The 22,979-nt window shown below is 60.8% G+C and carries 23 protein-coding genes; 10 read left to right on the top strand and 13 right to left on the bottom strand.

The features are described from left to right. The first annotated feature begins 14 nt into the window (after positions 1-14). A complete protein-coding gene (locus FHT79_RS12530) occupies positions 15-482 on the top strand; it encodes an OsmC family protein (RefSeq protein WP_097594520.1) in 468 nt (155 codons plus the stop codon). Between the two features lie 35 nt (positions 483-517). On the opposite strand, the gene FHT79_RS12525 is transcribed toward FHT79_RS12530, so the two are convergent. Both FHT79_RS12525 and FHT79_RS12520 read right to left on the bottom strand, forming a co-directional pair. Continuing rightward, positions 518-1,189 (bottom strand): DsbA family oxidoreductase, encoded by a 672-nt coding sequence (locus FHT79_RS12525; RefSeq protein WP_168333784.1) that lies wholly within the window; start codon positions 1,187-1,189, stop codon positions 518-520. 63 nt (positions 1,190-1,252) lie between these two features. After that, positions 1,253-3,055 (bottom strand): extracellular solute-binding protein, encoded by a 1,803-nt coding sequence (locus tag FHT79_RS12520; protein WP_097594518.1) that lies wholly within the window; start codon positions 3,053-3,055, stop codon positions 1,253-1,255. A 288-nt stretch (positions 3,056-3,343) separates the two neighbouring features. Between FHT79_RS12520 and FHT79_RS12515 the strand changes: the two genes are divergently transcribed. Then, positions 3,344-4,003 (top strand): invasion associated locus B family protein, encoded by a 660-nt coding sequence (locus FHT79_RS12515; RefSeq protein ID WP_047615121.1) that lies wholly within the window; start codon positions 3,344-3,346, stop codon positions 4,001-4,003. 116 nt (positions 4,004-4,119) lie between these two features. Here FHT79_RS12515 and hspQ read toward each other — a convergent pair whose 3' ends face one another. The 3 genes from hspQ to FHT79_RS12500 all read right to left on the bottom strand — a co-directional run bounded on the left by hspQ (position 4,120) and on the right by FHT79_RS12500 (position 6,535). Then, entirely contained in the window at positions 4,120-4,449 is a 330-nt protein-coding gene (gene hspQ, locus FHT79_RS12510; protein WP_063475575.1) for a heat shock protein HspQ, read from the bottom strand. Positions 4,450-4,708: 259 nt separating this feature from the next. Next, positions 4,709-6,118 carry a type I glutamate--ammonia ligase gene (gene glnA, locus FHT79_RS12505; RefSeq protein ID WP_028756888.1) on the bottom strand — a complete coding sequence of 470 codons (1,410 nt, stop codon included), beginning with the start codon at positions 6,116-6,118 and terminating at the stop codon, positions 4,709-4,711. Positions 6,119-6,196: 78 nt separating this feature from the next. Next, positions 6,197-6,535, bottom strand: a complete 339-nt coding sequence (locus tag FHT79_RS12500; protein ID WP_003539626.1) for a P-II family nitrogen regulator — start codon at positions 6,533-6,535, stop codon at positions 6,197-6,199. Positions 6,536-6,878: 343 nt separating this feature from the next. Between FHT79_RS12500 and FHT79_RS12495 the strand changes: the two genes are divergently transcribed. Next, a complete protein-coding gene (locus tag FHT79_RS12495) occupies positions 6,879-8,351 on the top strand; it encodes an NAD(P)H-hydrate dehydratase (RefSeq protein WP_183903430.1) in 1,473 nt (490 codons plus the stop codon). A gap of 105 nt (positions 8,352-8,456) precedes the next feature. On the opposite strand, the gene FHT79_RS12490 is transcribed toward FHT79_RS12495, so the two are convergent. From FHT79_RS12490 to uvrA, 3 genes are read right to left on the bottom strand one after another with little or no spacing between them, the layout of a single operon-like run. Beyond that, positions 8,457-9,263, bottom strand: coding sequence for a DUF72 domain-containing protein (locus FHT79_RS12490; protein ID WP_097594516.1), 807 nt, complete (start codon positions 9,261-9,263; stop codon positions 8,457-8,459). Between the two features lie 24 nt (positions 9,264-9,287). Continuing rightward, positions 9,288-9,749 (bottom strand): GNAT family N-acetyltransferase, encoded by a 462-nt coding sequence (locus FHT79_RS12485; protein WP_097594515.1) that lies wholly within the window; start codon positions 9,747-9,749, stop codon positions 9,288-9,290. Continuing rightward, the gene (uvrA, locus tag FHT79_RS12480; protein WP_097594514.1) at positions 9,746-12,667 is read right to left on the bottom strand and encodes an excinuclease ABC subunit UvrA; all 2,922 of its coding nucleotides are present in this window, start codon (positions 12,665-12,667) and stop codon (positions 9,746-9,748) included. Before uvrA ends, FHT79_RS12485 begins: the two co-directional genes overlap by 4 nt. Positions 12,668-12,950: 283 nt before the next feature. On the opposite strand from uvrA, the gene FHT79_RS12475 reads away from it, so the two are divergent. Beyond that, positions 12,951-13,469: a single-stranded DNA-binding protein gene (locus FHT79_RS12475; RefSeq protein WP_025554957.1), complete on the top strand. Its 519-nt coding sequence runs from the start codon at positions 12,951-12,953 to the stop codon at positions 13,467-13,469. 84 nt (positions 13,470-13,553) lie between these two features. On the opposite strand, the gene FHT79_RS12470 is transcribed toward FHT79_RS12475, so the two are convergent. Further along, positions 13,554-14,201, bottom strand: coding sequence for a MarC family protein (locus FHT79_RS12470; RefSeq protein ID WP_018445353.1), 648 nt, complete (start codon positions 14,199-14,201; stop codon positions 13,554-13,556). Between the two features lie 237 nt (positions 14,202-14,438). Here FHT79_RS12470 and gyrA point away from each other — a divergent pair, with 237 nt between their 5' ends. After that, positions 14,439-17,261, top strand: coding sequence for a DNA gyrase subunit A (gene gyrA, locus FHT79_RS12465; RefSeq protein WP_097594513.1), 2,823 nt, complete (start codon positions 14,439-14,441; stop codon positions 17,259-17,261). 185 nt (positions 17,262-17,446) lie between these two features. Here the strand turns inward: gyrA and FHT79_RS32390 are convergent, their stop codons facing one another. From FHT79_RS32390 to FHT79_RS32120, 3 genes are all read right to left on the bottom strand, one after another. Continuing rightward, a complete protein-coding gene (locus FHT79_RS32390; RefSeq protein ID WP_018445350.1) occupies positions 17,447-17,581 on the bottom strand; it encodes a hypothetical protein in 135 nt (44 codons plus the stop codon). A 36-nt stretch (positions 17,582-17,617) separates the two neighbouring features. After that, positions 17,618-17,773: a hypothetical protein gene (locus FHT79_RS12460; protein ID WP_164735989.1), complete on the bottom strand. Its 156-nt coding sequence runs from the start codon at positions 17,771-17,773 to the stop codon at positions 17,618-17,620. A gap of 142 nt (positions 17,774-17,915) precedes the next feature. Next, the gene (locus FHT79_RS32120) at positions 17,916-18,086 is read right to left on the bottom strand and encodes a hypothetical protein (RefSeq protein WP_244604870.1); all 171 of its coding nucleotides are present in this window, start codon (positions 18,084-18,086) and stop codon (positions 17,916-17,918) included. A gap of 253 nt (positions 18,087-18,339) precedes the next feature. Here FHT79_RS32120 and coaD point away from each other — a divergent pair, with 253 nt between their 5' ends. From coaD to tgt, 5 genes are all read left to right on the top strand, one after another. Next, entirely contained in the window at positions 18,340-18,834 is a 495-nt protein-coding gene (gene coaD / locus FHT79_RS12450) for a pantetheine-phosphate adenylyltransferase (protein WP_003539657.1), read from the top strand. Between the two features lie 58 nt (positions 18,835-18,892). Beyond that, positions 18,893-19,465, top strand: a complete 573-nt coding sequence (locus tag FHT79_RS12445) for a peptidylprolyl isomerase (RefSeq protein ID WP_028756878.1) — start codon at positions 18,893-18,895, stop codon at positions 19,463-19,465. A gap of 28 nt (positions 19,466-19,493) precedes the next feature. Beyond that, positions 19,494-20,003: a peptidylprolyl isomerase gene (locus tag FHT79_RS12440; protein ID WP_028756879.1), complete on the top strand. Its 510-nt coding sequence runs from the start codon at positions 19,494-19,496 to the stop codon at positions 20,001-20,003. A 72-nt stretch (positions 20,004-20,075) separates the two neighbouring features. Then, positions 20,076-21,155 (top strand): tRNA preQ1(34) S-adenosylmethionine ribosyltransferase-isomerase QueA, encoded by a 1,080-nt coding sequence (queA, locus tag FHT79_RS12435; protein ID WP_097594512.1) that lies wholly within the window; start codon positions 20,076-20,078, stop codon positions 21,153-21,155. Then, positions 21,156-22,286, top strand: a complete 1,131-nt coding sequence (gene tgt, locus FHT79_RS12430; protein ID WP_097594511.1) for a tRNA guanosine(34) transglycosylase Tgt — start codon at positions 21,156-21,158, stop codon at positions 22,284-22,286. A 90-nt stretch (positions 22,287-22,376) separates the two neighbouring features. Here the strand turns inward: tgt and FHT79_RS12425 are convergent, their stop codons facing one another. Then, positions 22,377-22,805 (bottom strand): DUF4864 domain-containing protein, encoded by a 429-nt coding sequence (locus FHT79_RS12425; RefSeq protein WP_047615141.1) that lies wholly within the window; start codon positions 22,803-22,805, stop codon positions 22,377-22,379. Positions 22,806-22,979 lie beyond the last annotated feature (174 nt).

The following is a 22,979-nucleotide window of genomic DNA, read 5'->3' as shown; positions in this document are numbered from 1 at the left end:
AGAGGGAGACGAAGATGGCGACATATGGCGCGACGATCGTGTGGGAGCGGAACGGCGAGACTTTCACCGACAACCGCTACAGCCGCGCCCACCGCTGGACCTTCGACGGCGGCATTGAGGTGAGGGCGTCTTCTTCCTCGCATGTTGTCCCATTGCCCTATTCAGCCGAGGACGCGGTGGATCCGGAGGAGGCTTTCGTTGCCTCGCTTTCCAGCTGCCACATGCTCTGGTTCCTGTCGATCGCCGCCAAACAGCGCTATTGCGTCGACAGCTACACCGATGCCGCCGAGGGCATCATGGAGAAGAATGCCGAAGGCCGTCTTGCCATGACCGTGGTGACGTTGAAGCCGCATGTCGTCTTTAGCGGCGAAAAGCAGCCCTCGCTCAGCGAGCTCGAAGCCCTGCATCATCGCGCTCATGAGGAATGCTTTATCGCCAATTCGGTGAAGACCGAAGTGCGCTGTATTCCCGTCCTGGGCTAAGCTAAGCCAAGGCTGTTGTCGGGCCTTGCCGTCTGTTAGTTGAGCCCCGACCGCGCTTCGGCCTTCGCCTTGGCGATATCGCGCAGCGCATTCGCCAATACGTCAGGCGTCTGTGCGCCGCTAACGGCATACTGCTGATCGAAGATGAAGAACGGCACGCCGTTGACGCCCATCTCCTGCGCTGCCTTGATCTCGGCGACGATCAGATCGCGATCGGCATCGGAGGCGAGCAGCGAAGCGATGACCGAACGGTCGAGGCCGGCCTTCTCGGCGATATCGAGCAGCACGGCGTGGTCGCCGACATTGCGGCCTTCCTCGAAATTCGCCTTGAACAGCGCGGCAACGACCTTGTCCTGTTTCTCGCGGCCTTCGATCATCGCCCAATGGATCAGTCGATGGGCATCGAGCGTGTTCGGGCCGATCTTGATCGCCTCGAAATCGAAGGCGATGCCGACGTCGCGGCCGTAATCGGTGAGCATTTTGTGCGCCTGCGCCACGCGCTCCTCGCCGCCGAGCTTCTCAGCCAGCGCCTTCTTCTGGTCGACGCCTTCCTTGGGATAGTCGGGGTTGAGCCGGTACGGCCGCCAGTTGATATCGACGCCGATCTCGTCCTGCACCTCGGCGATGGCGAGCTCCAGCCGCGCCTTGCCGAGATAGCACCAGGGGCAGACGACATCCGAGACGACGTCGATGGTGATACGCTCCATATGATTTCCCTTATTCTGTTGTGTCTCTCAAGGGAGACATTTGGCAGGCGGTTCGGCTGCGTCTTACTGCACGCTTGTATCCCACCATACCGGCAGCTGCGCTCCGTAGAGCGGCACGCTGTCGGGATGGCCGATGCGTTTGCTGCGCGCCACCCATTGCTGGTCGATGTGGTAGAGCGGCAGCACGTAATGGCCGGACAGCAGCAGCCGGTCGTAGGAGCGCACCGCCGCGGTGAAATCCTCGGCCGAGCGCGCCCGAAGCAGATGGTCGATCAGCGTGTCGATATCGGGGTCGGCGACACCGGCGAAACTGTCGGTGCCTTCGCGGGTTTTGGCGGCTGAAGACCAGCGGCCGAGCTGCTCATTTCCGGGTGACAACGAAGACGTATAGGACTTGAGGATCATATCGTAGTCGAAGCTGTTCGTCCGGCTCTGATACTGCGAATCGTCGACGGTGCGGATTGAAGCGGCGATGCCGATCGTCTGCAGCGAACGCTGATAGGCGACGGCAAGCTTCTCCTGGTCGGCATTCTGCGTCATGATTTCGAAGGCGAGCTGGCGGCCGGAGGCATCGAGCATCTTGCCGCCCTGGATCGTATATCCGCCCTGTTTCAGCAGTTCGACGGCCTGCTTCAGCACGTTGCGGTCGCGGCCGGAGCCGTCGGTCACCGGCAGCTTGTAGGTGCCGTCGAGAATCTCCGGCGCGATTTTGTCCTTGATCGGCCCGAGCAGGGCAAGCTCGGCTGCATTGGCGGGAACCCCGAAACTCGACAGTTCGGAATTCTGCCAGAAGCTCTGCGTGCGCTTGTAGGCGCCGGAATAGAGGTTTTTGTTCGCCCATTCGAAATCGAACACCAGCGACAGGCCTTCGCGCACCTTGAGATCGGCAAAGATCGGCCGGCGCGTGTTGAACACGAAGCCGAGCATGCCGCTCGGCAGTTTCGGCGTGAATGTGTCCTTGACCACGGCCCCCGAGGTGACGGCGGGGAAATTATAGGCATTGGCCCAATGACCGGGATTGCCGTCGGGATAGATGTCGACATCGCCCTTCTTGAAGGCCTCGAACAGCGTCGTGTCCTGCAGGAAATACTGGACGGTGATCTGGTCGTAATTGTCGGTGCCGACCTTGGCGGGAATGTCCTTGCCCCAATAATTCGGGTCGCGCTCGTAGGTGATGCTCTCGCCGGGCTTCACCGTCTTTACCTTGTAGGGACCGGAGCCGACCGGCGGCGTCAAGGACGAACGGTCGAAGGTTTCAGGATCGATCGCATGTTTCGGCAGCACCGGGAAAAGACCGAAGATCAGCGGCGTTTCGCGATCGGCCTTGTCGTTGAAGGTGAAGCGCACGCTGTGTTCGCCGACCTTCTCCATCTTGGCGACGACGTTGAGGCGGTTGGCGAAGGGCACGCGGCCCTTGTCGCGCATCAGTTCGAAGGTGAACATCACGTCTTCGGGCGTTACCGGCTGGCCATCGGCCCATTTCGCCTTCGGATTGAGGTTGAACTGAATGAAGCTTCTGTCGTCGTCCCATTCGACTGTCTCGGCAAGCAGCCCATAGAGCGTGAACGGCTCGTCCCTGGAGCGCTGCATCAGCGATTCGTAGACGAGATTCCCATATTCCGGATCCCACATGCCGCGCGCCGTCGTGCGCATGCTCTTCAGGATGAAGGGGTTGAGGCTGTCGAAGGTGCCGACGACGCCATAGGTGATCTTGCCGCCTTTTTTTACGTCGGGATTGACGTAAGGGAAGTGTTTGTAGTCCGCCGGCAAAGCCGGCTCACCGTGCATCGCGATGCCGTGCAGCGGCTCGGCGGCGACAGCGCCGCACAGCAGCGAGAGGACGAAGGGGACGATAATCCGGAGCATTCGGCAATCCTTGATCCGTGAAAAACGGGGCATGATTCACGCGGGAGATTATCATGGGGTCGAGTGATTCCAACACGCAGCGGCGTTTTCTTTGACGTGGCTGCGAAATTGCCTCTCAAATTGCCAAAGAAATGCTGGATATCTTGAACGCTGCGATGTAACAGGTGAACCCGAAGTTTCGGGGTCATGCATTTGCCTTATTTTTTTAAGAGGTGGAGTGCCGAACGACCCGATGGTTGGGGCGGCAAAGACGCTGCCCCGAACGGATATCAGGAGACGGAATTCGTTATGATGTTCAAGTCTGAAAAGAAAATGCGGGCAGCACTGTCCGTTCTGGCAGTGATGTTCGGCGCCGCTTCGGCTCCGGTCTCCTCCTTTGCCCAGGATGCGGCCGCACCGGCGCCTGCCGATGCGCAGGCCTCCGGTGCGCCGAAGCTCGGCTGGTACAAGACCTGCAGCAAGCAGGAAGACAACGACATCTGTGTTGTCCAGAACCTGATCCTCGCCAATGGCGGCCAGCTCGTTACGGCCGTCGGCCTGATCTCGGTTTCCGGCAAGATCAACCGCAAGCTCCTGCAGGTCTCGGTTCCCACCGCACGCCTGATCCCCCCGGGCATCATCATGCAGATCGACGGCGGCAAGGGCCAGAAGCTCGACTACGCTGTCTGCCTGCCGGATAAGTGCACCGCCGAAATCCCGCTGACCGACGCGATGATCGCCAGCCTCAAGAAGGGCAGCGACGTGATCTTCACCTCGATCAACTTCCGCCGCGCGCCGAACCCGATCAAGATTTCGCTTGAAGGCTTCACCGGCGCTTATGACGGCGAACCCGTTTCCGAATCCAAGCTCGCTGAAAGCCAGCGCAGCCTGCAGGACAGCATGCAGAAGAAGGCCGAGGAAGCTCGCAAGAAGCTGGAAGATGCCCAGAAGGCAGCCAAGGCGCAGTGATCCTGCCATCATTTTTGAACAGAAACCCGGCTTCACGCCGGGTTTTTTGTTGCGCCACGAAAAAGGCCTCGCCGGGAGTGTGCGAGGCCTTGTTTCCTGCGGTCGGTCAGCCTGATTTAGTGGGCGAAGCTCATCTTGGGTTTGAACTGCCCTGACGGGGCCTGATCGAAAATCTGGTAGATCTGTGGGTTGCGAAGCGGCGCGCCGCTTTCGTCATTCATCAGGTTCTGCTCGGAGACATAAGCGACATATTCGCTTTCGTCATTTTCGGCGAGCAGGTGATAGAAGGGTTGGTCCCTGCTCGGGCGCACCTCGGCCGGAATGGAATTCCACCATTCCTCCGTATTCGCGAACTCCGGATCAACGTCGAAGATGACGCCGCGAAACGGAAAAACCTTGTGCCGAACCACTTCGCCAATGCTGAACTTTGCTACTCTTTCTTTCATGGTACGACTTCCTTTCATCACCGAATTTGGTGATTGGTGTCGCGCAAATCAAGATTTGTGCGCGAGTTCGTCACATGAACGTCATATCCTCCTACTGCATAATTCCTTAGCTCGGAATCGATGTAAGGACAAAATTATGCAGCACTCCAAGTGCTACAGCGTCTTTTGCGCGTCTGAAAGGCGCGCGGCGCTGTGGTGGCGTCCATGACCTGGGAGGTGAAAGCCCCGGCGGGCCGGGACTTTCGGTTTTCGCAGCCGATCAGGCTGAATAGTACATGTCGTATTCGACCGGATGCGGCGTCATTTCGAAACGCATCACCTCTGCCATCTTCAGCTCGATGAAGGCATCGATCTGGTCGTCGTCGAAAACGCCGCCGGCTGTCAGGAACTTGCGGTCCTTGTCGAGGCTTTCGAGCGCTTCGCGCAGTGAGCCGCAGACGGTCGGGATCTTCTTCAATTCCTTCGGCGGCAGGTCGTACAGATCCTTGTCCATGGCCTTGCCGGGATGGATCTTGTTCTTGATGCCGTCGAGGCCAGCCATCAGCATGGCGGCGAAGGCGAGGTAGGGGTTGGCTGTCGGATCCGGGAAACGGACTTCGACGCGCTTGGCCTTCGGGTTGGAGCCGAACGGAATGCGGCAGGAGGCCGAGCGGTTGCGGGCCGAATAGGCGAGCAGCACCGGTGCTTCGTAACCCGGGACGAGACGCTTGTAGGAGTTCGTCGACGGGTTGGTGAAAGCGTTGATCGCCTTGGCATGCTTGATGATGCCGCCGATATAGAACAGGCAGCTCTCGGAGAGGCCTGCATATTCGTCGCCGGCAAAGGTCGGCTTGCCGCCCTTCCAGATCGACTGGTGCACGTGCATGCCCGAGCCGTTGTCGCCGAAGATCGGCTTCGGCATGAAGGTCGCCGTCTTGCCGTAGGCATTGGCCACCTGATGCACGACATATTTGTAGATCTGCATCTTGTCGGCGTTGCGCACCAGCGTATCGAACTTGATGCCGAGTTCGTGCTGGGCGGCAGCGACTTCATGGTGATGCTTTTCGACGACGACGCCCATCTCGGAGAGCACCGTCAGCATTTCCGAACGCATGTCCTGGGCGCTGTCGACCGGAGGAACCGGGAAATAGCCGCCCTTGACGCGCGGGCGATGGCCGAGGTTGCCGGTTTCGTAATCGGTGTCGTCGTTCGACGGCAGTTCGGTCGAATCGAGCTTGAAGCCGGTATTGTAGGGATCGGCCTTGTACTTGACGTCGTCGAAGACGAAGAACTCGGCTTCCGGGCCGACGAAGATCGTGTCGCCGATGCCGGATGCCTTGAGGTAGGCTTCGGCCTTCTTGGCGGTGCCGCGCGGATCGCGGTTATAGGCCTCGCCGGAAACCGGATCGAGGATATCGCACATGATGACCATGGTCGACTGAGCGAAGAACGGGTCCATATGCACCGTCTCGGTATCGGGCATCAGCACCATGTCGGACTCGTTGATGGCCTTCCAGCCGCCGATCGAGGAGCCGTCGAACATCACGCCGTCGGCGAACATGTCCTCATCGACGCAGACGACGTCCATCGTCACATGCTGCAGCTTGCCCTTCGGGTCGGTGAAGCGCAGATCGACGAACTTGACGTCGTTTTCCTTGATCTGCTTCAGAATTTCGCTTGCTGTCGCCATTAATTAGTTTCCTCCGATTTGCGATGACGGTGTAGGTCGGCGGTGACGGTAACGGACTTTGCGCAATTGGCAAAGTGGTCAGATGGCATCGATGCCGGTCTCGCCGGTACGAATGCGGATAACCTCTTCGACGTTGGAGACGAAGATCTTTCCGTCGCCGATGCGGCCGGTCTGCGCCGCCTTGCGGATCGCGTCGATGACGGCCTCCGCGTTCTCGTCGGCCAGCACGACCTCGACTTTTACCTTCGGCAGGAAATCGACGACGTATTCGGCTCCGCGGTAGAGTTCCGTATGGCCCTTCTGACGGCCGAAACCCTTGGCTTCCGTGACTGTGATACCCTGCAGGCCGACTTCCTGAAGGGCTTCCTTCACTTCGTCCAGCTTGAAAGGCTTAATGATCGCTTCGATCTTTTTCATGAGAAAATGTCTCTCCGCTTCTCCCGTTATGGCAGGAATTTTCCCGCTCGCCGGATATGATGCAGATATCGTGCCAGTTTGAAATCCATCTTATCGAAAAAAGGCGTCGATTTTGTCGAAACAGCCGCGTTTGCGGGGAATTTCATGTCGTTTTGGTGACGGAACAGATGGAAAAACATTGTCTCTGATCAAAAACACATCCGAAACCGAAAAAGTCAGGTATTTTCGCAACTGCGAATACACGGATCTGTAAGATTAAAATATAAGCAAATGCCTAAAATGCGTCCTTCACTTTGATGTTTCAGGCGGTTGTTTTTTAGGCGTTTTTCGATTGAATAAGGGGATGAGCAAAGATCTGTCCCACCTCCTCCTGACGCCTGCCGAAATGGCGGCCGTCGATGCCGCCGCTGCCGCATCCGGCATCGATTCCTTCGGCCTGATGGAGAAGGCGGGTGCCGCGGTTGCAGCTGCCGCCCTGCGACGTCATCCCGACGCTCTTCGTTTCGTCGTGCTTTGCGGTCCCGGCAACAATGGCGGCGACGCCTATGTCGCGGCACGACATCTGCAGCAGAGTGGAGCGACGGTGGCGCTGTTCCATCTCGGTGATCCCGCGAAGCTGAAGGGCGATTCCGCCCGTGCCCGAGCCGGCTGCGCGCTTAAGGGACAGGAACTCGGCATCTACCAACCCGAAACCGGCGATGTCGTTATCGACGGTCTGTTTGGGGCAGGGCTCGGCCGCGAGGTCCCGGCCGAAGTGCGCGCGCTGATCGGACGCGTCACCGCGTCTGGTCGTCCGGTGCTCGCCATCGATCTGCCCTCCGGCCTCGATGGCCGCACCGGCAAGGTGCTGGGGGCTGCCTTCCAGGCCTGCAGCACCGTCACCTTCATGACCCGCAAGCCCGGCCATCTGCTGATGCCGGGCCGGGAGCTTTGTAATGAATTGGAGGTTTTCGATATCGGCATTCCCGCCCGCATCATCCGCGCTGAGGCTGCCGGTCTTATCGCCGAGAACACGCCCGATGCCTGGAAGGGTCTGCTGCCGGCCGAGCAGCTGGAAACCCACAAATACAAGCGCGGTCATCTGGTCGTCTTCTCGGGCGAGGCGGACAAGACCGGTGCTGCGCGCATGTCAGCGACCGCGGGCCTGAAGGCCGGCGCCGGCCTGGTGACGATCGCCGCTCCCCGCGCGGCGATCTCCGCCAATGCGGCGCATCTCACCGCCGTCATGCTGCATGCGGTCGACGACGAGGTCCACCTCGGCGGCTGGCTCACCGACAAGCGGCTGCAGACTTTCGTTCTCGGCCCCGGTTTCGGCATCGGCGCCAGGGCGCGCGGCTTCGTCTCGGCCCTTGCCGATCGCCATCTGGTGCTCGATGCCGACGGCATCTCCTCGTTCAAGGACGATCCGCAACAATTGTTTGATCTTTTCCGCGGTGAGCCGCGTCTGGTGCTGACGCCGCACGAGGGTGAATTCGCGCGGCTCTTTCCCGATATCGGCAGCGATGATGCGCTCGGCAAGGTGGACAAGGCTGTCGCTGCTGCCCGCCGCGCCAATGCAGCGATCGTCTACAAGGGGGCCGATACTGTCATCGCCGCGCCGGATGGACGTGCGCTCATCAATACCAATGCCCCGGTCTGGCTTGCCACCGCCGGTTCCGGCGATGTGCTCGCCGGCATCATCGGCGGATTGCTCGCCCAGGGCTTGCCGACCTTCGAGGCCGCGGCGGCCGGCGTCTGGCTGCATGGCGAGGCCGGCCAGCGCGCCGGCAAGGGGTTGACGGCGGAGGAGCTTGCCACCCACGTCTTGCCGCTTTAGCCCGCCCGATGCTTCAGCTTCGGGCCGCGATGCTTCAGCTTCGGGCCGCGATGCGTTAGCTTCGGGCCGCCGGTGCTTTGAGCCCCGGGCCAAGTCTCACCAAGCTTATTTCGCCAGCGCTTGCTGCAGGGCGATGGCTCCGTGTGGCGCATTGACCTTACCCTCATGGATCATGAAGGCGAAGACGTCGCGCGGCTCGGTCTTCACTTTGCGATCGGCATCGATCAGCGGCAGGTCATCGGGGATATTGCCTTCGGCCCAGGTCTCCAGTCGCTTTGCCCAGGCCTTCAGCTCCTTGTCCGGATAGCAGGTGGCAATATCGTCCGATCCCTTCTGCAGCCTGGCATAGACGAAATCCGCCGTGACGTCGGCGATCATCGGATATTCGAAATGTTCGGCACAAACAGGCGCTACGCCGTATTTCGCCAGCAGGCCCACGAATTCCGGCACCTTGAAGGAATCGTGCCGCACCTCGACCACGTGGCGCAGCGCCAGCCCGTCCTGTTTTACCGGCAGCAGCTTCAGGAAGGCCTCGAAATCTTCCGGATCGAACTTCTTCGTCGGCGCAAATTGCCAGAGCAGCGGCCCAAGATGATCGCCGAGTTCGCTGATACCCGATGTCAGGAACCGCTCCATCGATTCACCGGCTTCGGCAAGCACCCGCCGATTGGTGACGAAACGCGTCGCCTTCAGCGAAAAGATGAAGCCGTCGGGCACGTCTGCCGCCCATTTGGCGAAGACTGCAGGCTTCTGGGTGCTGTAATAGGTGCCGTTGACCTCGATGACCTTCAGCTGGCGGCTGGCATAATTCAACTCGTCTTTCTGTTTCAGGTCATCAGGAAAGAAATGCCCGCGCCAGGGCTCGAAGGTCCAGCCGCCGATGCCGGTGCGGATAGTGCCGGATTTCGTCATGTCGTCCTCCCGGTTGGCAGCCGCTCAGGCCGCATCGATTTCTTTCGTCATGTCGACGAGCGCCCATCCTGGCCGATAAGGGCTCGGCCGACGACCCGTTTCCTGAAAACCGAAGGCGCGATAGAGCGCGATGTTCCGCTCCATCCGCGCATTCGTGTAGAGCCGGATTTCCGGCACTGCCCATTCCCGCGCCTTGCCTTCCAGCCAGCGCAGCATCGCCAACCCGTGCCCGCCGCCCTGAAAGGCCGGCGAGACCGCGATGCTGAACAGCATGAGGTGATCGGAATGCTGCTCGACCACCACCAGGCCGGCCGTTTCGTCGCCGACCTCGCGCAGCCAGACCTCGCCGCGTTCGATGCGCGGCGCGTAATCCTCCGTCGCCGGGATCGGCGCAGCGCCGAAGAGTTCGGTATAGGGCCGATAGGCGGCAGCTGTCAGCGTCGCGATCGTTTCCAGATCATCGGGCGACGCTGGCCTCATCGTCATTCCGCCGCAACCGCCTTCTTCGCCGGCCGCCGTTCCAGCAATTCCTTCAGGAAGTGTCCGGTATAGGAGCGCTTCTCCTTGACGATCGCTTCCGGCGTGCCGGTCGCGACGATCTCGCCGCCGCCATCACCGCCCTCGGGGCCGAAATCGAGCACCCAGTCGGCGGTCTTGATGACTTCGAGATTGTGCTCGATCACCACCACCGAATTGCCCTGGTTGACCAGTTCGTGCAGCATTTCGAGCAGCTTGGCGACGTCGTGAAAATGCAGGCCGGTCGTCGGTTCGTCGAGAATGTAGAGCGTGCGGCCGGTCGAGCGTTTCGACAGCTCCTTGGCAAGCTTGACGCGCTGCGCTTCGCCGCCCGAGAGCGTATTGGCCTGCTGGCCGACCTTGATGTAACCGAGGCCGACATCCTTCAGCGATTGCAGCTTGTCGCGCACGGCGGGCACCGCCGCGAAGAAATCGACGCCTTCCTCCACCGTCATGTCGAGCACGTCGGCGATCGACTTGTGCTTGAAGGTGACGTCGAGCGTCTCTCTGTTGTAACGCTTGCCATGGCAGACATCGCAGGTGACGTAGACATCGGGCAGGAAGTGCATCTCGATCTTGATGACGCCGTCGCCCTGGCAGGCCTCGCAACGTCCACCCTTGACGTTGAAGGAGAAGCGGCCCGGCTGGTAGCCGCGGGCCTTTGCCTCCGGCAGGCCGGCGAACCAGTCGCGGATCGGCGTGAAGGCGCCGGTATAGGTCGCCGGGTTCGAGCGCGGCGTGCGGCCGATCGGCGACTGGTCGATGTCGATCACCTTGTCGATATGCTCGAAACCGTCGATGCGGTCGTGATCGGCCGGGTTTTCGCGTGCGCCCATGACGCGGCGCGCTGCCGACTTATAGAGCGTTTCGATCAGGAAGGTGGACTTGCCGCCGCCGGAAACACCGGTCACCGCCGTGAACACCCCGAGCGGGATCGATGCCGTGACGTTCTTCAGATTGTTGCCGCGCGCGCCGACCACCTTGATCTCGCGGCCCTTTTTCGGCTTGCGGCGTTCATCGGGAACGGGAACGCCGAGTTCGCCCGAGAGATATTTGCCGGTCAGCGAGTTCGGACTGTCCATGATGTCCTGCGGTGTGCCATGGGCGATGACCTGGCCGCCGTGAATGCCGGCAGCCGGGCCGATGTCGACCACGTCGTCGGCCGTCAGGATCGCATCCTCGTCATGTTCGACGACGATGACGGTGTTGCCGATGTCGCGCAGGTGCTTCAGCGTGTCGAGCAGCCGGGCATTGTCGCGCTGATGCAGGCCGATCGACGGTTCGTCGAGCACGTAGAGGACGCCAGTCAGCCCTGAGCCGATCTGCGAGGCAAGCCGGATGCGCTGGCTCTCGCCGCCCGACAGCGTGCCGGAATTGCGCGACAGGCTGAGATATTCCAGGCCGACATCGTTGAGGAAGCGCAGGCGGTCGCGGATTTCCTTGAGGATGCGCACGGCGATCTCGTTCTGCTTGGCATTGAAGCTTGCCGGCAGCGCCTCGAACCAGTCGCGGGCGACGCGGATCGACATCCCGGTCACTTCGCCGATATGCAGCGTGTCGATCTTCACCGCCAAGGCCTCAGGCTTCAGGCGGAATCCGTTGCAGGAAGGGCAGGGGGCGGCCGACATGAAGCGCTCGATATCCTCGCGCGCCCAGGCGGAATCGGTTTCCTTCCAGCGGCGCTCGAGATTGGTGATGATGCCCTCGAAATTCTTCTGCGTCGTGTAGGAGCGGGCGCCATCGGCATAATGGAATTCGATCTTGTCGTTGGTGCCGTTGAGGATGACGTCCTTGGCCTCGTCGGAAAGCTCGTTCCAGCGGGTGCCGAGCTTGAAGCCGTAATGTTTGCCGAGCGCTTCCAGCGTCTGGTTGTAATAGGGCGAGGTCGACTTGGCCCAGGGCGCGATCGCCCCGTCGCGCAGCGTCCGTTCGGGCTCGGGCACGATCAGGTCCGGATCGATCTTCTGCTGGGCGCCGAGGCCGTCGCAGGTCGGGCAGGCGCCGAAGGGATTGTTGAAGGAAAACAGCCGCGGCTCGATCTCGGGAATGGTGAAGCCCGAGACCGGGCAGGCGAATTTCTCCGAAAACAGCACGCGTTCATGCGTCTCGTTCAGCGACTTGTTGGCCGAGCCGCCGGCCGACGTCTCTTCCGGCGGCAGCGGCTTGTCGGCGAATTCGGCGATCGCCAGCCCGTCGGCAAGCTTCAGGCAGGTCTCCAGGCTGTCCGCCAGACGCGCCGAGACATCCGAGCGCACGACGATGCGGTCGACCACCACGTCGATGTCATGCTTGTATTTCTTGTCGAGCACCGGCGCCTCGGCGATCTCGTAGAACTGGCCGTCGACCTTGACGCGCTGGAAGCCCTTCTTCATCAGCTCCGCCAGTTCCTTCTTGTATTCGCCCTTGCGTCCGCGCACGAGCGGCGCAAGAATATAAAGACGGGTGCCCTCGCCGAAATCGAGGATGCGGTCGACCATCTGGCTGACGGTCTGGCTCTCGATCGGCAGACCGGTCGCCGGCGAATAGGGAACGCCGACGCGGGCAAAGAGCAGGCGCATATAGTCGTAGATCTCGGTGACGGTGCCGACCGTCGAGCGCGGATTGCGCGAGGTGGTCTTCTGCTCGATCGAGATCGCCGGCGACAGCCCGTCGATCTGGTCGACGTCGGGCTTCTGCATCATTTCGAGGAACTGCCGGGCATAGGCCGACAGGCTCTCGACATAACGCCGCTGGCCTTCGGCGTAGATCGTGTCGAAGGCGAGCGAGGATTTGCCGGATCCCGAAAGCCCGGTCATGACGATCAGCTTGTTACGCGGCAGATCGAGATCGATGCTCTTGAGATTATGCTCGCGCGCGCCGCGGATGGAGATCGTCTTCAGTTCGCTCATCGTCTCTGCTTTGGTTTTCTGGATAACAGCCCTTATTTAGTGATGCCGGCGGGCGAGTCGAGGCTGAATATCCGGGAAGGGTCAAGGTTTTCGATTCTGTTGACAGGATCATACGGATAAACTAGAACAAATAAAGAACAAAATTCCTGATGAATGCATGCGGCTTTCTGATGGATAAACATGTGGATTAAATGCCGCCCATGCGCATCGGCGGTCCGTGATGGTTTAAGGTGCGCCGATCGATTAAACGCCGCCGGGCAGGGCGGCAGGCAGGGTGAGAAGTATGGCTGGTAGCGTGAATAAGGTAATTCTGGTTGGAAACGTGGGTGCAGACCCCGAAATCCGCCGCACTCAGGATGGCCGGCCGATCGCCAATCTTCGTATCGCGACCTCGGAAACCTGGCGCGACCGCAATTCCGGCGAGCGCCGTGAAAAGACCGAATGGCACACTGTCGTCGTCTTCAACGAAGGCCTCTGCAAGGTTGTCGAGCAATATGTGAAGAAGGGCGCCAAGCTCTATATCGAAGGCCAGCTGCAGACCCGCAAGTGGCAGGACCAGCAGGGCCAGGACCGCTACAGCACCGAAGTGGTGCTGCAGGGCTTCAATTCGACGCTGACGATGCTCGATGGCCGCGGTGAAGGCGGCGGTGCCAGCTCCGGTTTCGGCGGCGGCCGCGGCAGCAGCGGCGGCAACGATTATGGCGACGACTACGGCGCGCCGGCTCCCTCTTCATCCCCGAGCCGTGGCGGCGCTGGCGGCGGCAATTTCTCGCGGGATCTCGACGACGACATCCCGTTCTGATCGCGAGCCTTCCTGGGCTGGTGAAAGACCTGAGAGCATGATGCCTTTGACGGCGTCATGCTCTTTTTCTTTGATCTCCCGCCCTCAGTGCGGCGTCGCGCTGATCAGATTGAGCGCCGATTTGGCGCCATCGACGACGAATTGGGCGGCTAGGGCGGCGAGGATGACGCCGAGAAGCCGTGTCAGGATCGCCCGGCCGGTGACGCCGAGGAAACGGTCCAGCCGTTCGGCGACGAGCAGCATGAGGAAGGTCAGCAGCAGATTGCCGGCAAGAACGCCGATCAGTTGCGCTTTTCCGACGGAGGTGGCGAGCGTTCCAGCAAGCAGGATCGTCGCCGAGATCGCGCCGGGGCCGGCAATCAGCGGCAAGGCGAGGGGAAAGACGGCGATATTTTCGATATGATCCTTGGTGATTGCCACCTCGGTGGCCTTTTCCTTGCGGTCCTGGCGCTTCTCGAACACCATCTCGAAGGCGATCCAGAAGAGCAGCAGTCCGCCGGCGATGCGGAAGGCGCCGATCGAAATCCCCAGCACGCTGAGCACGCCGGCGCCAAACAGCGCGAAGACCGCGAGAATGATGAAGGCGATGGTCGAGCCACGCAACGCCACCTGTGTACGCTCACTGCGGCTCATGCCTGTCGTCAGGCCCAGAAAGATCGGTGCGAGACCGGGCGGATCGATGGTGACGAGCAGCGTCGTGAAGGCGTTGATCAATTGGTCGGCGCTTGCCATCGTCTCTCCGGAACCCCATATAGTCACTTGGTTTTTGTGATTGTGAAGCGGGGATTCCGATTTGGCAAATTTCCCGCGGCGGCCGGGGGCGGATTTGTCCGGTCCGGCCGCGCAACTTATATGTTTTACCCTCTTTAAGCCGCAAAAGCCTGTTCAAAACGCGCTGTGAAAATTGGCGTGGGAACAGGCTTTCCGCTATAAATCTTCAAGTGATTCTAGAAGAGATCGTGATCTGTTTTGACTGAGCAAACACCCCCCGGCGGCGGGAAGCTCCCGCCAGGCATCGAGCCCATCTCCATCATGGAGGAAATGCAGCGGTCGTATCTCGATTACGCCATGAGCGTCATCGTCAGCCGCGCGCTGCCCGACGTGCGCGACGGCCTGAAGCCCGTGCACCGGCGCATCCTCTACGGCATGTCCGAGCTCGGCATCGACTGGAACAAGAAATACGTCAAATGCGCCCGCGTCACCGGTGACGTGATGGGTAAATACCATCCGCACGGCAATACTGCGATCTATGATGCGCTCGCCCGCATGGCGCAGCCCTGGTCGCTGCGTCTGCCGCTGATCGACGGGCAGGGCAATTTCGGCTCGGTCGATGGCGATCCGCCGGCGGCTGAACGTTACACCGAATGCCGCCTCGAAAAGGCTGCCCATTCGCTGCTTGACGATCTCGACAAGGAAACCGTCGACTTCCGCGACAACTACGACGGCACGCTCTCCGAGCCGGTCGTGGTGCCCGCCAAGTTTCCGAACCTGCTCGTTAACGGCGCCGGTGGCATCGCCGTCGGCATGGCGACCAACATCCCGCCGCACAATCTCTCTGAAGTCATCGACGGCTGCATCGCGCTGATCGACGACCCGGCAATCGAGCTGCCGGAACTGATGCAGATCATTCCCGGCCCCGACTTCCCGACGGGTGCGAAGATCCTCGGCCGTGCCGGCATCCGCTCGGCTTACGAGACCGGCCGCGGCTCCGTCATCATGCGCGGCGTCGCCGCCATCGAGCCGATGCGCGGCGACCGCGAGCAGATCATCATCACCGAGATTCCCTATCAGGTGAACAAGGCGACGATGATCGAGAAGATGGCCGAGCTGGTGCGCGACAAGCGCATCGAAGGCATCTCCGATCTGCGCGACGAATCCGACCGCCAGGGTTATCGCGTCGTCGTCGAGCTGAAGCGCGACGCCAATGCCGAGGTCATCCTCAATCAGCTCTATCGCTACACGCCGCTGCAGACGTCCTTCGGCTGCAACATGGTGGCGCTGAACGGCGGCAAACCCGAGCAGCTGACCCTGCTCGACATGCTGCGCGCCTTCGTCTCCTTCCGCGAAGAAGTCGTTAGCCGGAGAACGAAATTCCTGCTGCGCAAGGCGCGTGACCGCGCCCATGTGTTGGTCGGTCTCGCCATTGCCGTCGCCAATATCGACGAGGTCATCCGCGTTATCCGCCAGGCGCCCGATCCGCAGTCGGCCCGCGAAGAGCTGATGACCCGCCGCTGGCCGGCGGCAGATGTCGAAAGCCTGATCCGTCTGATCGACGATCCGCGCCATCGCATTAATGACGACCTGACCTACAATCTCTCCGAGGAACAGGCCCGCGCCATCCTCGAGCTGCGCCTTGCCCGCCTGACGGCCCTCGGCCGCGACGAAATCGGCGACGAACTCAACAAGATTGGCGACGAAATCAAGGATTACCTCGATATTCTTTCTTCGCGCGTCCGCATCCAGACCATCGTCAAGGATGAACTCACCGCCGTCCGCGACGAGTTCGGCACGCCGCGCCGCACCGAGATCGTCGATGGCGGCCTCGAAATGGACGACGAGGATCTGATCGCCCGCGAAGACATGGTCGTCACCGTCTCGCATCTCGGTTACATCAAGCGCGTGCCGCTGACCACCTACCGCGCCCAGCGCCGCGGCGGCAAGGGCCGCTCCGGCATGACCACCCGCGACGAGGATTTCGTTAGCCGGCTATTCGTAGTCAATACCCATACGCCGGTCCTGTTCTTCTCTTCGCGGGGCATCGTCTACAAGGAAAAGGTCTGGCGCCTGCCGATCGGCACGCCGACCTCGCGCGGCAAGGCCCTCATCAACATGCTGCCGCTCGCACCCGGCGAGCGCATCACCACCATCCTGCCCCTGCCCGAGGACGAGACGAGCTGGGACAATCTCGACGTCATGTTCTCGACGACGCGCGGCACGGTTCGCCGCAACAAGCTGTCGGACTTCGTCCAGGTCAACCGCAACGGCAAGATCGCCATGAAGCTCGAGGAGGAGGGCGACGAAATCCTCTCCGTCGAGACCTGCACGGATCAGGATGACGTGCTGCTGACGACGGCGCTCGGTCAGTGCATCCGCTTCTCCGTCGACGACGTCCGCGTCTTTGCCGGCCGCAACTCGATAGGTGTGCGCGGCATCAATCTCGGCGATGGCGACCGCATCATCTCGATGACGATCGTCGGTCATGTCGATGCCGAGCCGTGGGAGCGTGCTGCCTATCTCAAGCGTTCCGCCACCGAGCGTCGGGCGACGGGCGTGGATGAAGAGGATATTGCGCTGGTTGGCGAAGAAGTCACCGAAGAGGGGCAGCTTTCCGACGAGCGTTATGAAGAGCTGAAGGCACGCGAGCAGTTCGTGTTGACGGTCTCGGAAAAAGGCTTCGGCAAGCGTTCGTCCTCCTATGATTTCCGCATCTCCGGCCGCGGCGGCAAGGGCATCCGCGCCACCGATACGTCGAAAACCGGCGAGATCGGCGAACAGGTCGCGGCCTTCCCTGTTGATGACGGCGACCAGATCATGCTGGTCTCCGATCGTGGCCAACTGATCCGCGTGCCGGTCGGCGGCATCCGCATCGCCAGCCGCGCCACCAAGGGCGTCACCATCTTCTCCACCGCCAAGGACGAGAAGGTTGTTTCGGTCGAGCGCATCAGCGAGCCGGAGGAAGACGAGACGGAGGAGGCTGTCGAGGTCGCCGAAGGCGCCCCTGCGACCGATGAAAGCGCCACCGATCAAGGCCCGGTTGCCGATGGCGATCCGGCCGGGCCTGCCGCGGAATGATCACATGAAGGGGGCGGCTTCGAGCCGCCCTTTTCTTTTCAAGCGCCCATTTCTTTTTCAAGTTCGGGGATGGTTCAGATCATACCGAAAGAAAAAGCCGGATGCTGGGTGCATCCGGCTTTGAATGGCCCTGGCGACGGAAGGGTGCCGCTCGAGGGTGGGAAGTGGGTGGTCAGAAAGGAATGTCAGAATGCTCTATGTTTTTCGTTCAGAGCTTTCACCTCTTCGCCTTCACGCCGAAGCGCTGAGATCGTCGAGGCCACGGACACGATGAACATCACGCTGATGAGGGCGGTGAGCACTGTCAAGATCGTGAACATAGGCATTCCTTTCCTGGGGAGTTGCGTTCTCGCCCCTCAGTACTGGCCTAGCACGGCCGTCCGGGCCGAAGCATAGGGACCATAAACCTTGGACGTATCGACCTTCTGATCATAGAGAGCGACGGTTGCGGTCAGCATGCCCGTGACCATTACCATCCAGAGCAGGTTAATCATCGTAATCTTACCGGGCATCTTTAGTCCTTCCTGCCGCGCTGATCGCATCTATGGGGTCGGTTGAATGAACGCATCCGTTTGAAAATGGTTCCGCGGATGTTGAGGGGGTGTTTACCAATGGCGATCTGAAGCCTCCTTGAATGTCTCGTTCATCTGGCGTTCAGATTCGAAGCCCGTTTTCGCGCAGCCGGCCCTGGGCGCGCACGATCGCCGCATGTTCGGCAAGCTCCGGCCGCACCCAGCTCACCTCATATCGATCGGCGAAATAGCCATAGGCCATCTCGGCGGCGAGGGAGGAAACGACGGCAAGTGCAACAAGCACGATCAGCATGGACTTGGTCTTTCAGGGAACGCCGGATGCCGGAATGGCATCGGCTGCATTTGATGATCCGAGTAAAGCAGATCCTGTCTGAAACGGCCTTGAACGGACCATTCATCCGCCGTTCAACCGCCTGCCAATTCAAAATGATAGAACGTCCTTGGCGTGTCCGGATGGACGTGCGGCACTCTCGCCGGACCTGCCCAAATCACTTGCGGCAGAGCGGCATCCGTGACAAAAGGCGTCAAATCAACGGTCTGGTCACATGACGACAGCTTTCTATCCCGGGTCTTTCGACCCGATCACCAATGGGCATGTGGATGTTCTGGTCCAGGCGCTGAACGTCGCCGAAAAGGTGATCGTCGCGATCGGCATCCATCCCGGCAAGGCGCCGCTCTTCTCCTTCGAAGAGAGAGCTGAGCTGATCCGCCGTTCGCTGGCTGAAGCGCTGCCCGGCAAGACCGGTGACATCACCGTCGTCGCCTTCGACAATCTGGTCGTCGATGCCGCCCGCACCCATGGAGCAACATTGTTGATCCGCGGTCTTCGCGACGGCACCGACCTTGATTACGAAATGCAGATGGCCGGAATGAACCGGACGATGGCGCCCGATATCCAGACCATCTTTTTGCCGGCGGGCACGGCCTCGCGGCCCATAACCGCCACATTGGTCCGCCAGATCGCCGCCATGGGCGGCGATGTCAGCGCTTTCGTGCCGGCCGCCGTCTTGCAAGCCCTCACATCCAAGCGCCCAAACTAGTAAGAACAAAGACTAGCAAGCGCAAAGACCAGGCGGAACCCGCCGCAATGGAGCTCATATGAAACTCTTTTATCTCGCATTTGCCGGCGTGCTGTATCTCGCCTCCTTCGCCGGAGATGCCTTCGCCCAGTCGGCCGATCACTATCTCACCATCCAGCTGAAGAACGGCCCCGTCGTCATTCAGTTGATGCCTGAGGTGGCGCCGAAGCATGTCGCCCAGATCGAAGCACTGGCAAAGAAGGGCGAATACGACAACGTCGCATTCCACCGCGTGATCGACGGTTTCATGGCTCAGACCGGCGACGTCAAGTACGGCAATATGGAAAAGGGCTTCGATGCGAGCCTCGCCGGCACCGGCTCTTCCGATCTGCCTGACATTCCGGCTGAATTCTCCAAGACCCCGTTCGTGCGCGGCACGGTCGGCATGGCCCGTTCGCAGGATCCGAATTCCGCCAATTCGCAGTTCTTCATCATGTTCGCCGACGGTTCCTTCCTGAACGGCCAGTACACCGTCGTCGGCAAGGTCGTTTCCGGCATGGAAAATGTCGACAAGATCAAGCGCGGCGAAGGCCAGAACGGCGAAGTCAAAAGTCCCGACAGGATGATCAAGGTCACCCTGGGCAAGAAGTAAGTTACGAGAGAAACAAGAGGAGAAGGCAATGGCCGAGATCAAGGATCCCGAAAACACCATCATTCTGGAAACCACCAAGGGCAAGGTTGTCATTCAGCTTTTGCCGCAGGTCGCCCCGGAGCATGTCGCCCGCATCAAGGAACTCGCCCGCGAGAAGGCCTATGACGGCGTCGTCTTCCACCGCGTCATCCAGGATTTCATGGCCCAGACGGGCGATGTCGAATTCGGCAAGAAGGGCTCGGAAACCTTCAATCCCAGCCGCGCCGGCATGGGCGGCTCCTCCAAGCCGGACCTGAAGGCTGAATTCTCGGCAACCACCCATACGCGCGGCACATGCTCGATGGCCCGTTCGCAGAACCCGAACTCGGCCAACTCTCAGTTCTTCATCTGCTTTACCGACGCGCCGTGGCTGAACAAGCAGTATTCCGTCTGGGGCCAGGTCATCGAAGGCATGGACAACGTCGACAAGATCAAGCGCGGCGAGCCGGTTTCCGATCCGGACTCGATCGTCTCCATGCGGGTTGCCGCCGACGTCTGATTGTGATTTCTGCTGAAACCCGCCCTTGCGCGAAAGCGCGGGGCGGGTTTCGCTTTGCCTGAAAGTGCCCTGATGCGCGTAGACCTTTTCGATTTCGACCTGCCTGATGAACGCATCGCGTTGCGGCCCGCCGAGCCGCGCGACAGCGCGCGGCTGCTCGTCGTCGATCCGAATGTGGAGAACATCCGGGATTATCGCGTCGGCGATCTGCCGTCTTTTCTGCGGCCCGGTGACGCGCTCGTCTTCAACGACACCAAGGTTATTCCGGCCCAGCTCGAGGGCATTCGCCATCGAGAGGGTGCGGGCGGCCAGCAGGTGTCGGCGACGCTGCACATGCGTATCGGCGCCAACAAATGGAAGGCCTTCGCCAAGCCCGGCAAGCGTATCAAGGAGGGCGACCGCATCGCCTTCGGCCATTCCGGCGAAAGCTGCATGATCGGCTCGCTTGACGCGACGGTGGAAGAAAAGGGCGAGGCCGGCGAAGTGACACTGGCCTTCGATCTCTCCGGCCCCGCACTGGACGAAGCGATTGCCAGCGTCGGTCACATTCCTCTGCCGCCCTATATTGCCGCCAAGCGGCCGGAGGATGAACGCGACCGCGCCGACTATCAGACCATCTATGCACGGGAGGAGGGCGCTGTTGCAGCCCCCACGGCCGGCCTGCATTTTACACCCGCTTTGTTCGAGGCGCTCGACAAGGCCGGTGTCGAACGCCATTTCGTGACGCTGCATGTCGGTGCCGGCACCTTCCTGCCCGTCAAGGCAGACGATACCGCCGATCACAAAATGCATCTCGAAAGCGGTTATGTCGGCACCGAAACCGCCGCCCGGCTGAATGCCGTCAAGCAAAGAGGGGGACGCATCATTTGCGTCGGCACCACCTCACTGCGGCTGATCGAGAGCGCAACACAAGACAGTGGCGAAATTCGCGCCTGGAGCGGCGCCACCGGCATTTTCATCACGCCGGGTTACCGCTTCAAGGCCGTCGACATGCTGATGACCAATTTCCACCTGCCGCGCTCGACGCTCTTCATGCTGGTCTCGGCCTTTTCAGGCCTCGACACTATGCGCGCCGCCTATGACCACGCCATCCAGACGGGCTACCGCTTCTATTCATATGGCGATGCCAGCCTTCTCTTCCGGAAAGATTAGATGACCGACCGCTTCCAATTCACGCTTGACAAGACCGATGCCGGCGCCCGCCTCGGCAAGATCTCCATGCCGCGCGGCGATATCCGCACGCCGGCCTTCATGCCGGTTGGCACCGTCGGCACGGTCAAAGCCATGTATCTCGACCAGGTGCGCGAGACCGGCGCCGACATCATCCTCGGCAATACCTATCACCTGATGCTGCGCCCGACGGCCGAGCGCGTCGCCCGCCTTGGCGGCCTGCATAAGCTCATCCGTTGGGAACATCCGATCCTGACCGACTCCGGTGGGTTCCAGGTCATGTCGCTGTCCGGCCTGCGTAAACTCGACGAGCAGGGCGTCACCTTCAAATCGCATGTCGACGGCAGCCTGCATCACATGTCGCCGGAGCGCTCCATAGAAATCCAGGGGCTGCTCGGCTCCGATATCCAGATGCAGCTCGACGAATGCGTGGCACTGCCGGCCGAGGCGAAAGAGATTGAGCGCGCCATGGAAATGTCGCTGCGCTGGGCCGAACGCTGCCGGGTGGCCTTCGGCGAGCAGCCCGGCAAGGCGATGTTCGGCATCGTTCAGGGCGGCGACATCCCGGCGCTGCGTATCCGTTCGGCCGAGGCATTGAGCCAACTCGACCTCAAGGGCTATGCCATCGGCGGCCTCGCTGTCGGCGAGCCGCAGGATGTCATGCTGCAGATGCTGGAAACGACGCTGCCGGTCCTTCCTCTGGAAAAGCCGCGTTACCTCATGGGTGTCGGCACGCCGGATGATATTCTGAAATCGGTTGCGCGCGGCATCGACATGTTCGACTGCGTCATGCCCACTCGCTCCGGCCGCCATGGCCTGGCCTTTACCCGCCGCGGCAAGGTCAACATCCGCAATGCCCGCCATGCCGAGGATATGCGCCCGCTCGACGAACAGTCGAATTGTCCGGCCTCACGCGATTATTCGCGTGCCTATCTGCACCATCTCGTCCGCTCCAACGAGGCGCTCGGCGGCATGCTGCTCTCCTGGAACAATCTCGCCTATTACCAGGAACTGATGCAGGGCATCCGCAAGGCGATCGCCGAAGGCCGCTTCGCCGATTTCATGGCGGAAACGCAGGAGGAATGGGCAAGAGGCGATCTCCAGCCCGTGTGATCCCGATCAAACCTGTTTGATCCCGATCGAACCTGTTTGATCCCGATCGAACCTGTTTGATCCAATCCAACGAGGTTGGATCGATCGGGATCAAATACCCTTGCTGTCCGCATCTGGGATGATCTGCACGCCGTTGATCCGGTAGCTGCCATCCGGCTGGCGGGTGATCTGGTAGATCGCCGTCCAGTCTTTGCCATCGCGGCCTGAAATCAGCACTTCGTGATAGATCAGCGCGCCGTTGTCGATCGAGCGGCTGCGGCCGAAGGCGTAGTTGCCGGGATGATAGACCGGCTCGTAGCTCTTCTTCACCATGGCGAAGAACAGATTCTTGTCGGGATACATCGCCCGGATGCCGGGAGCGGCGAAGGAATAGGCGGTCTCGGCATCGTCCTTGAGGAAGGCCTTGATCTGTTCCTCGATCATCGTCCGCGTCGTGTCGATCGGGTCTTCGGCGCGGGCCGAGACGATGGAGAGGAGGGACGCGGCACACAGAATAAGAACTGCGAAGAAGGCGCGCATGGGTTGATCTCCAGCTCTATCGGAGAATAATCCCCGATAGAGCAGAAGTGTAGGCGATTTCCAAAGCAATGCCAGCAAAAGTGCGCAGCGGTTTGCGTCCGGAATTGCGTAAAACAAAAAATGAGAGCGGTTCTGTGCTTCCATGAAAACTGAACCGGCCTACCGCAAGCAAAA

The organism is Rhizobium sp. BK212 (assembly GCF_014197475.1).
Classification (GTDB): domain Bacteria; phylum Pseudomonadota; class Alphaproteobacteria; order Rhizobiales; family Rhizobiaceae; genus Rhizobium; species Rhizobium anhuiense.
This window is presented reverse-complemented; position numbering and strand designations above follow the sequence as displayed.

Coding starts and splice junctions, on each gene's coding strand:
- hspQ (WP_063475575.1), bottom strand. CDS start 4,449: ATGAAAGAAAGAGTAGCAAAGTTCAGCATTGGCGAAGTGGTTCGGCAC.
- FHT79_RS12525 (WP_168333784.1), bottom strand. CDS start 1,189: ATGGAGCGTATCACCATCGACGTCGTCTCGGATGTCGTCTGCCCCTGG.
- FHT79_RS12515 (WP_047615121.1), top strand. CDS start 3,344: ATGATGTTCAAGTCTGAAAAGAAAATGCGGGCAGCACTGTCCGTTCTG.
- FHT79_RS12500 (WP_003539626.1), bottom strand. CDS start 6,535: ATGAAAAAGATCGAAGCGATCATTAAGCCTTTCAAGCTGGACGAAGTG.
- FHT79_RS12495 (WP_183903430.1), top strand. CDS start 6,879: ATGAGCAAAGATCTGTCCCACCTCCTCCTGACGCCTGCCGAAATGGCG.
- FHT79_RS12425 (WP_047615141.1), bottom strand. CDS start 22,805: ATGCGCGCCTTCTTCGCAGTTCTTATTCTGTGTGCCGCGTCCCTCCTC.
- FHT79_RS12485 (WP_097594515.1), bottom strand. CDS start 9,749: ATGACGATGAGGCCAGCGTCGCCCGATGATCTGGAAACGATCGCGACG.
- tgt (WP_097594511.1), top strand. CDS start 21,156: ATGACCGACCGCTTCCAATTCACGCTTGACAAGACCGATGCCGGCGCC.
- FHT79_RS12520 (WP_097594518.1), bottom strand. CDS start 3,055: ATGCTCCGGATTATCGTCCCCTTCGTCCTCTCGCTGCTGTGCGGCGCT.
- FHT79_RS32120 (WP_244604870.1), bottom strand. CDS start 18,086: ATGCTGATCGTGCTTGTTGCACTTGCCGTCGTTTCCTCCCTCGCCGCC.
- FHT79_RS12470 (WP_018445353.1), bottom strand. CDS start 14,201: ATGGCAAGCGCCGACCAATTGATCAACGCCTTCACGACGCTGCTCGTC.
- coaD (WP_003539657.1), top strand. CDS start 18,340: ATGACGACAGCTTTCTATCCCGGGTCTTTCGACCCGATCACCAATGGG.
- FHT79_RS12490 (WP_097594516.1), bottom strand. CDS start 9,263: ATGACGAAATCCGGCACTATCCGCACCGGCATCGGCGGCTGGACCTTC.
- FHT79_RS12460 (WP_164735989.1), bottom strand. CDS start 17,773: ATGCCCGGTAAGATTACGATGATTAACCTGCTCTGGATGGTAATGGTC.
- queA (WP_097594512.1), top strand. CDS start 20,076: ATGCGCGTAGACCTTTTCGATTTCGACCTGCCTGATGAACGCATCGCG.
- FHT79_RS12440 (WP_028756879.1), top strand. CDS start 19,494: ATGGCCGAGATCAAGGATCCCGAAAACACCATCATTCTGGAAACCACC.
- FHT79_RS12530 (WP_097594520.1), top strand. CDS start 15: ATGGCGACATATGGCGCGACGATCGTGTGGGAGCGGAACGGCGAGACT.
- FHT79_RS12475 (WP_025554957.1), top strand. CDS start 12,951: ATGGCTGGTAGCGTGAATAAGGTAATTCTGGTTGGAAACGTGGGTGCA.
- FHT79_RS12445 (WP_028756878.1), top strand. CDS start 18,893: ATGAAACTCTTTTATCTCGCATTTGCCGGCGTGCTGTATCTCGCCTCC.
- FHT79_RS32390 (WP_018445350.1), bottom strand. CDS start 17,581: ATGTTCACGATCTTGACAGTGCTCACCGCCCTCATCAGCGTGATGTTC.
- uvrA (WP_097594514.1), bottom strand. CDS start 12,667: ATGAGCGAACTGAAGACGATCTCCATCCGCGGCGCGCGCGAGCATAAT.
- glnA (WP_028756888.1), bottom strand. CDS start 6,118: ATGGCGACAGCAAGCGAAATTCTGAAGCAGATCAAGGAAAACGACGTC.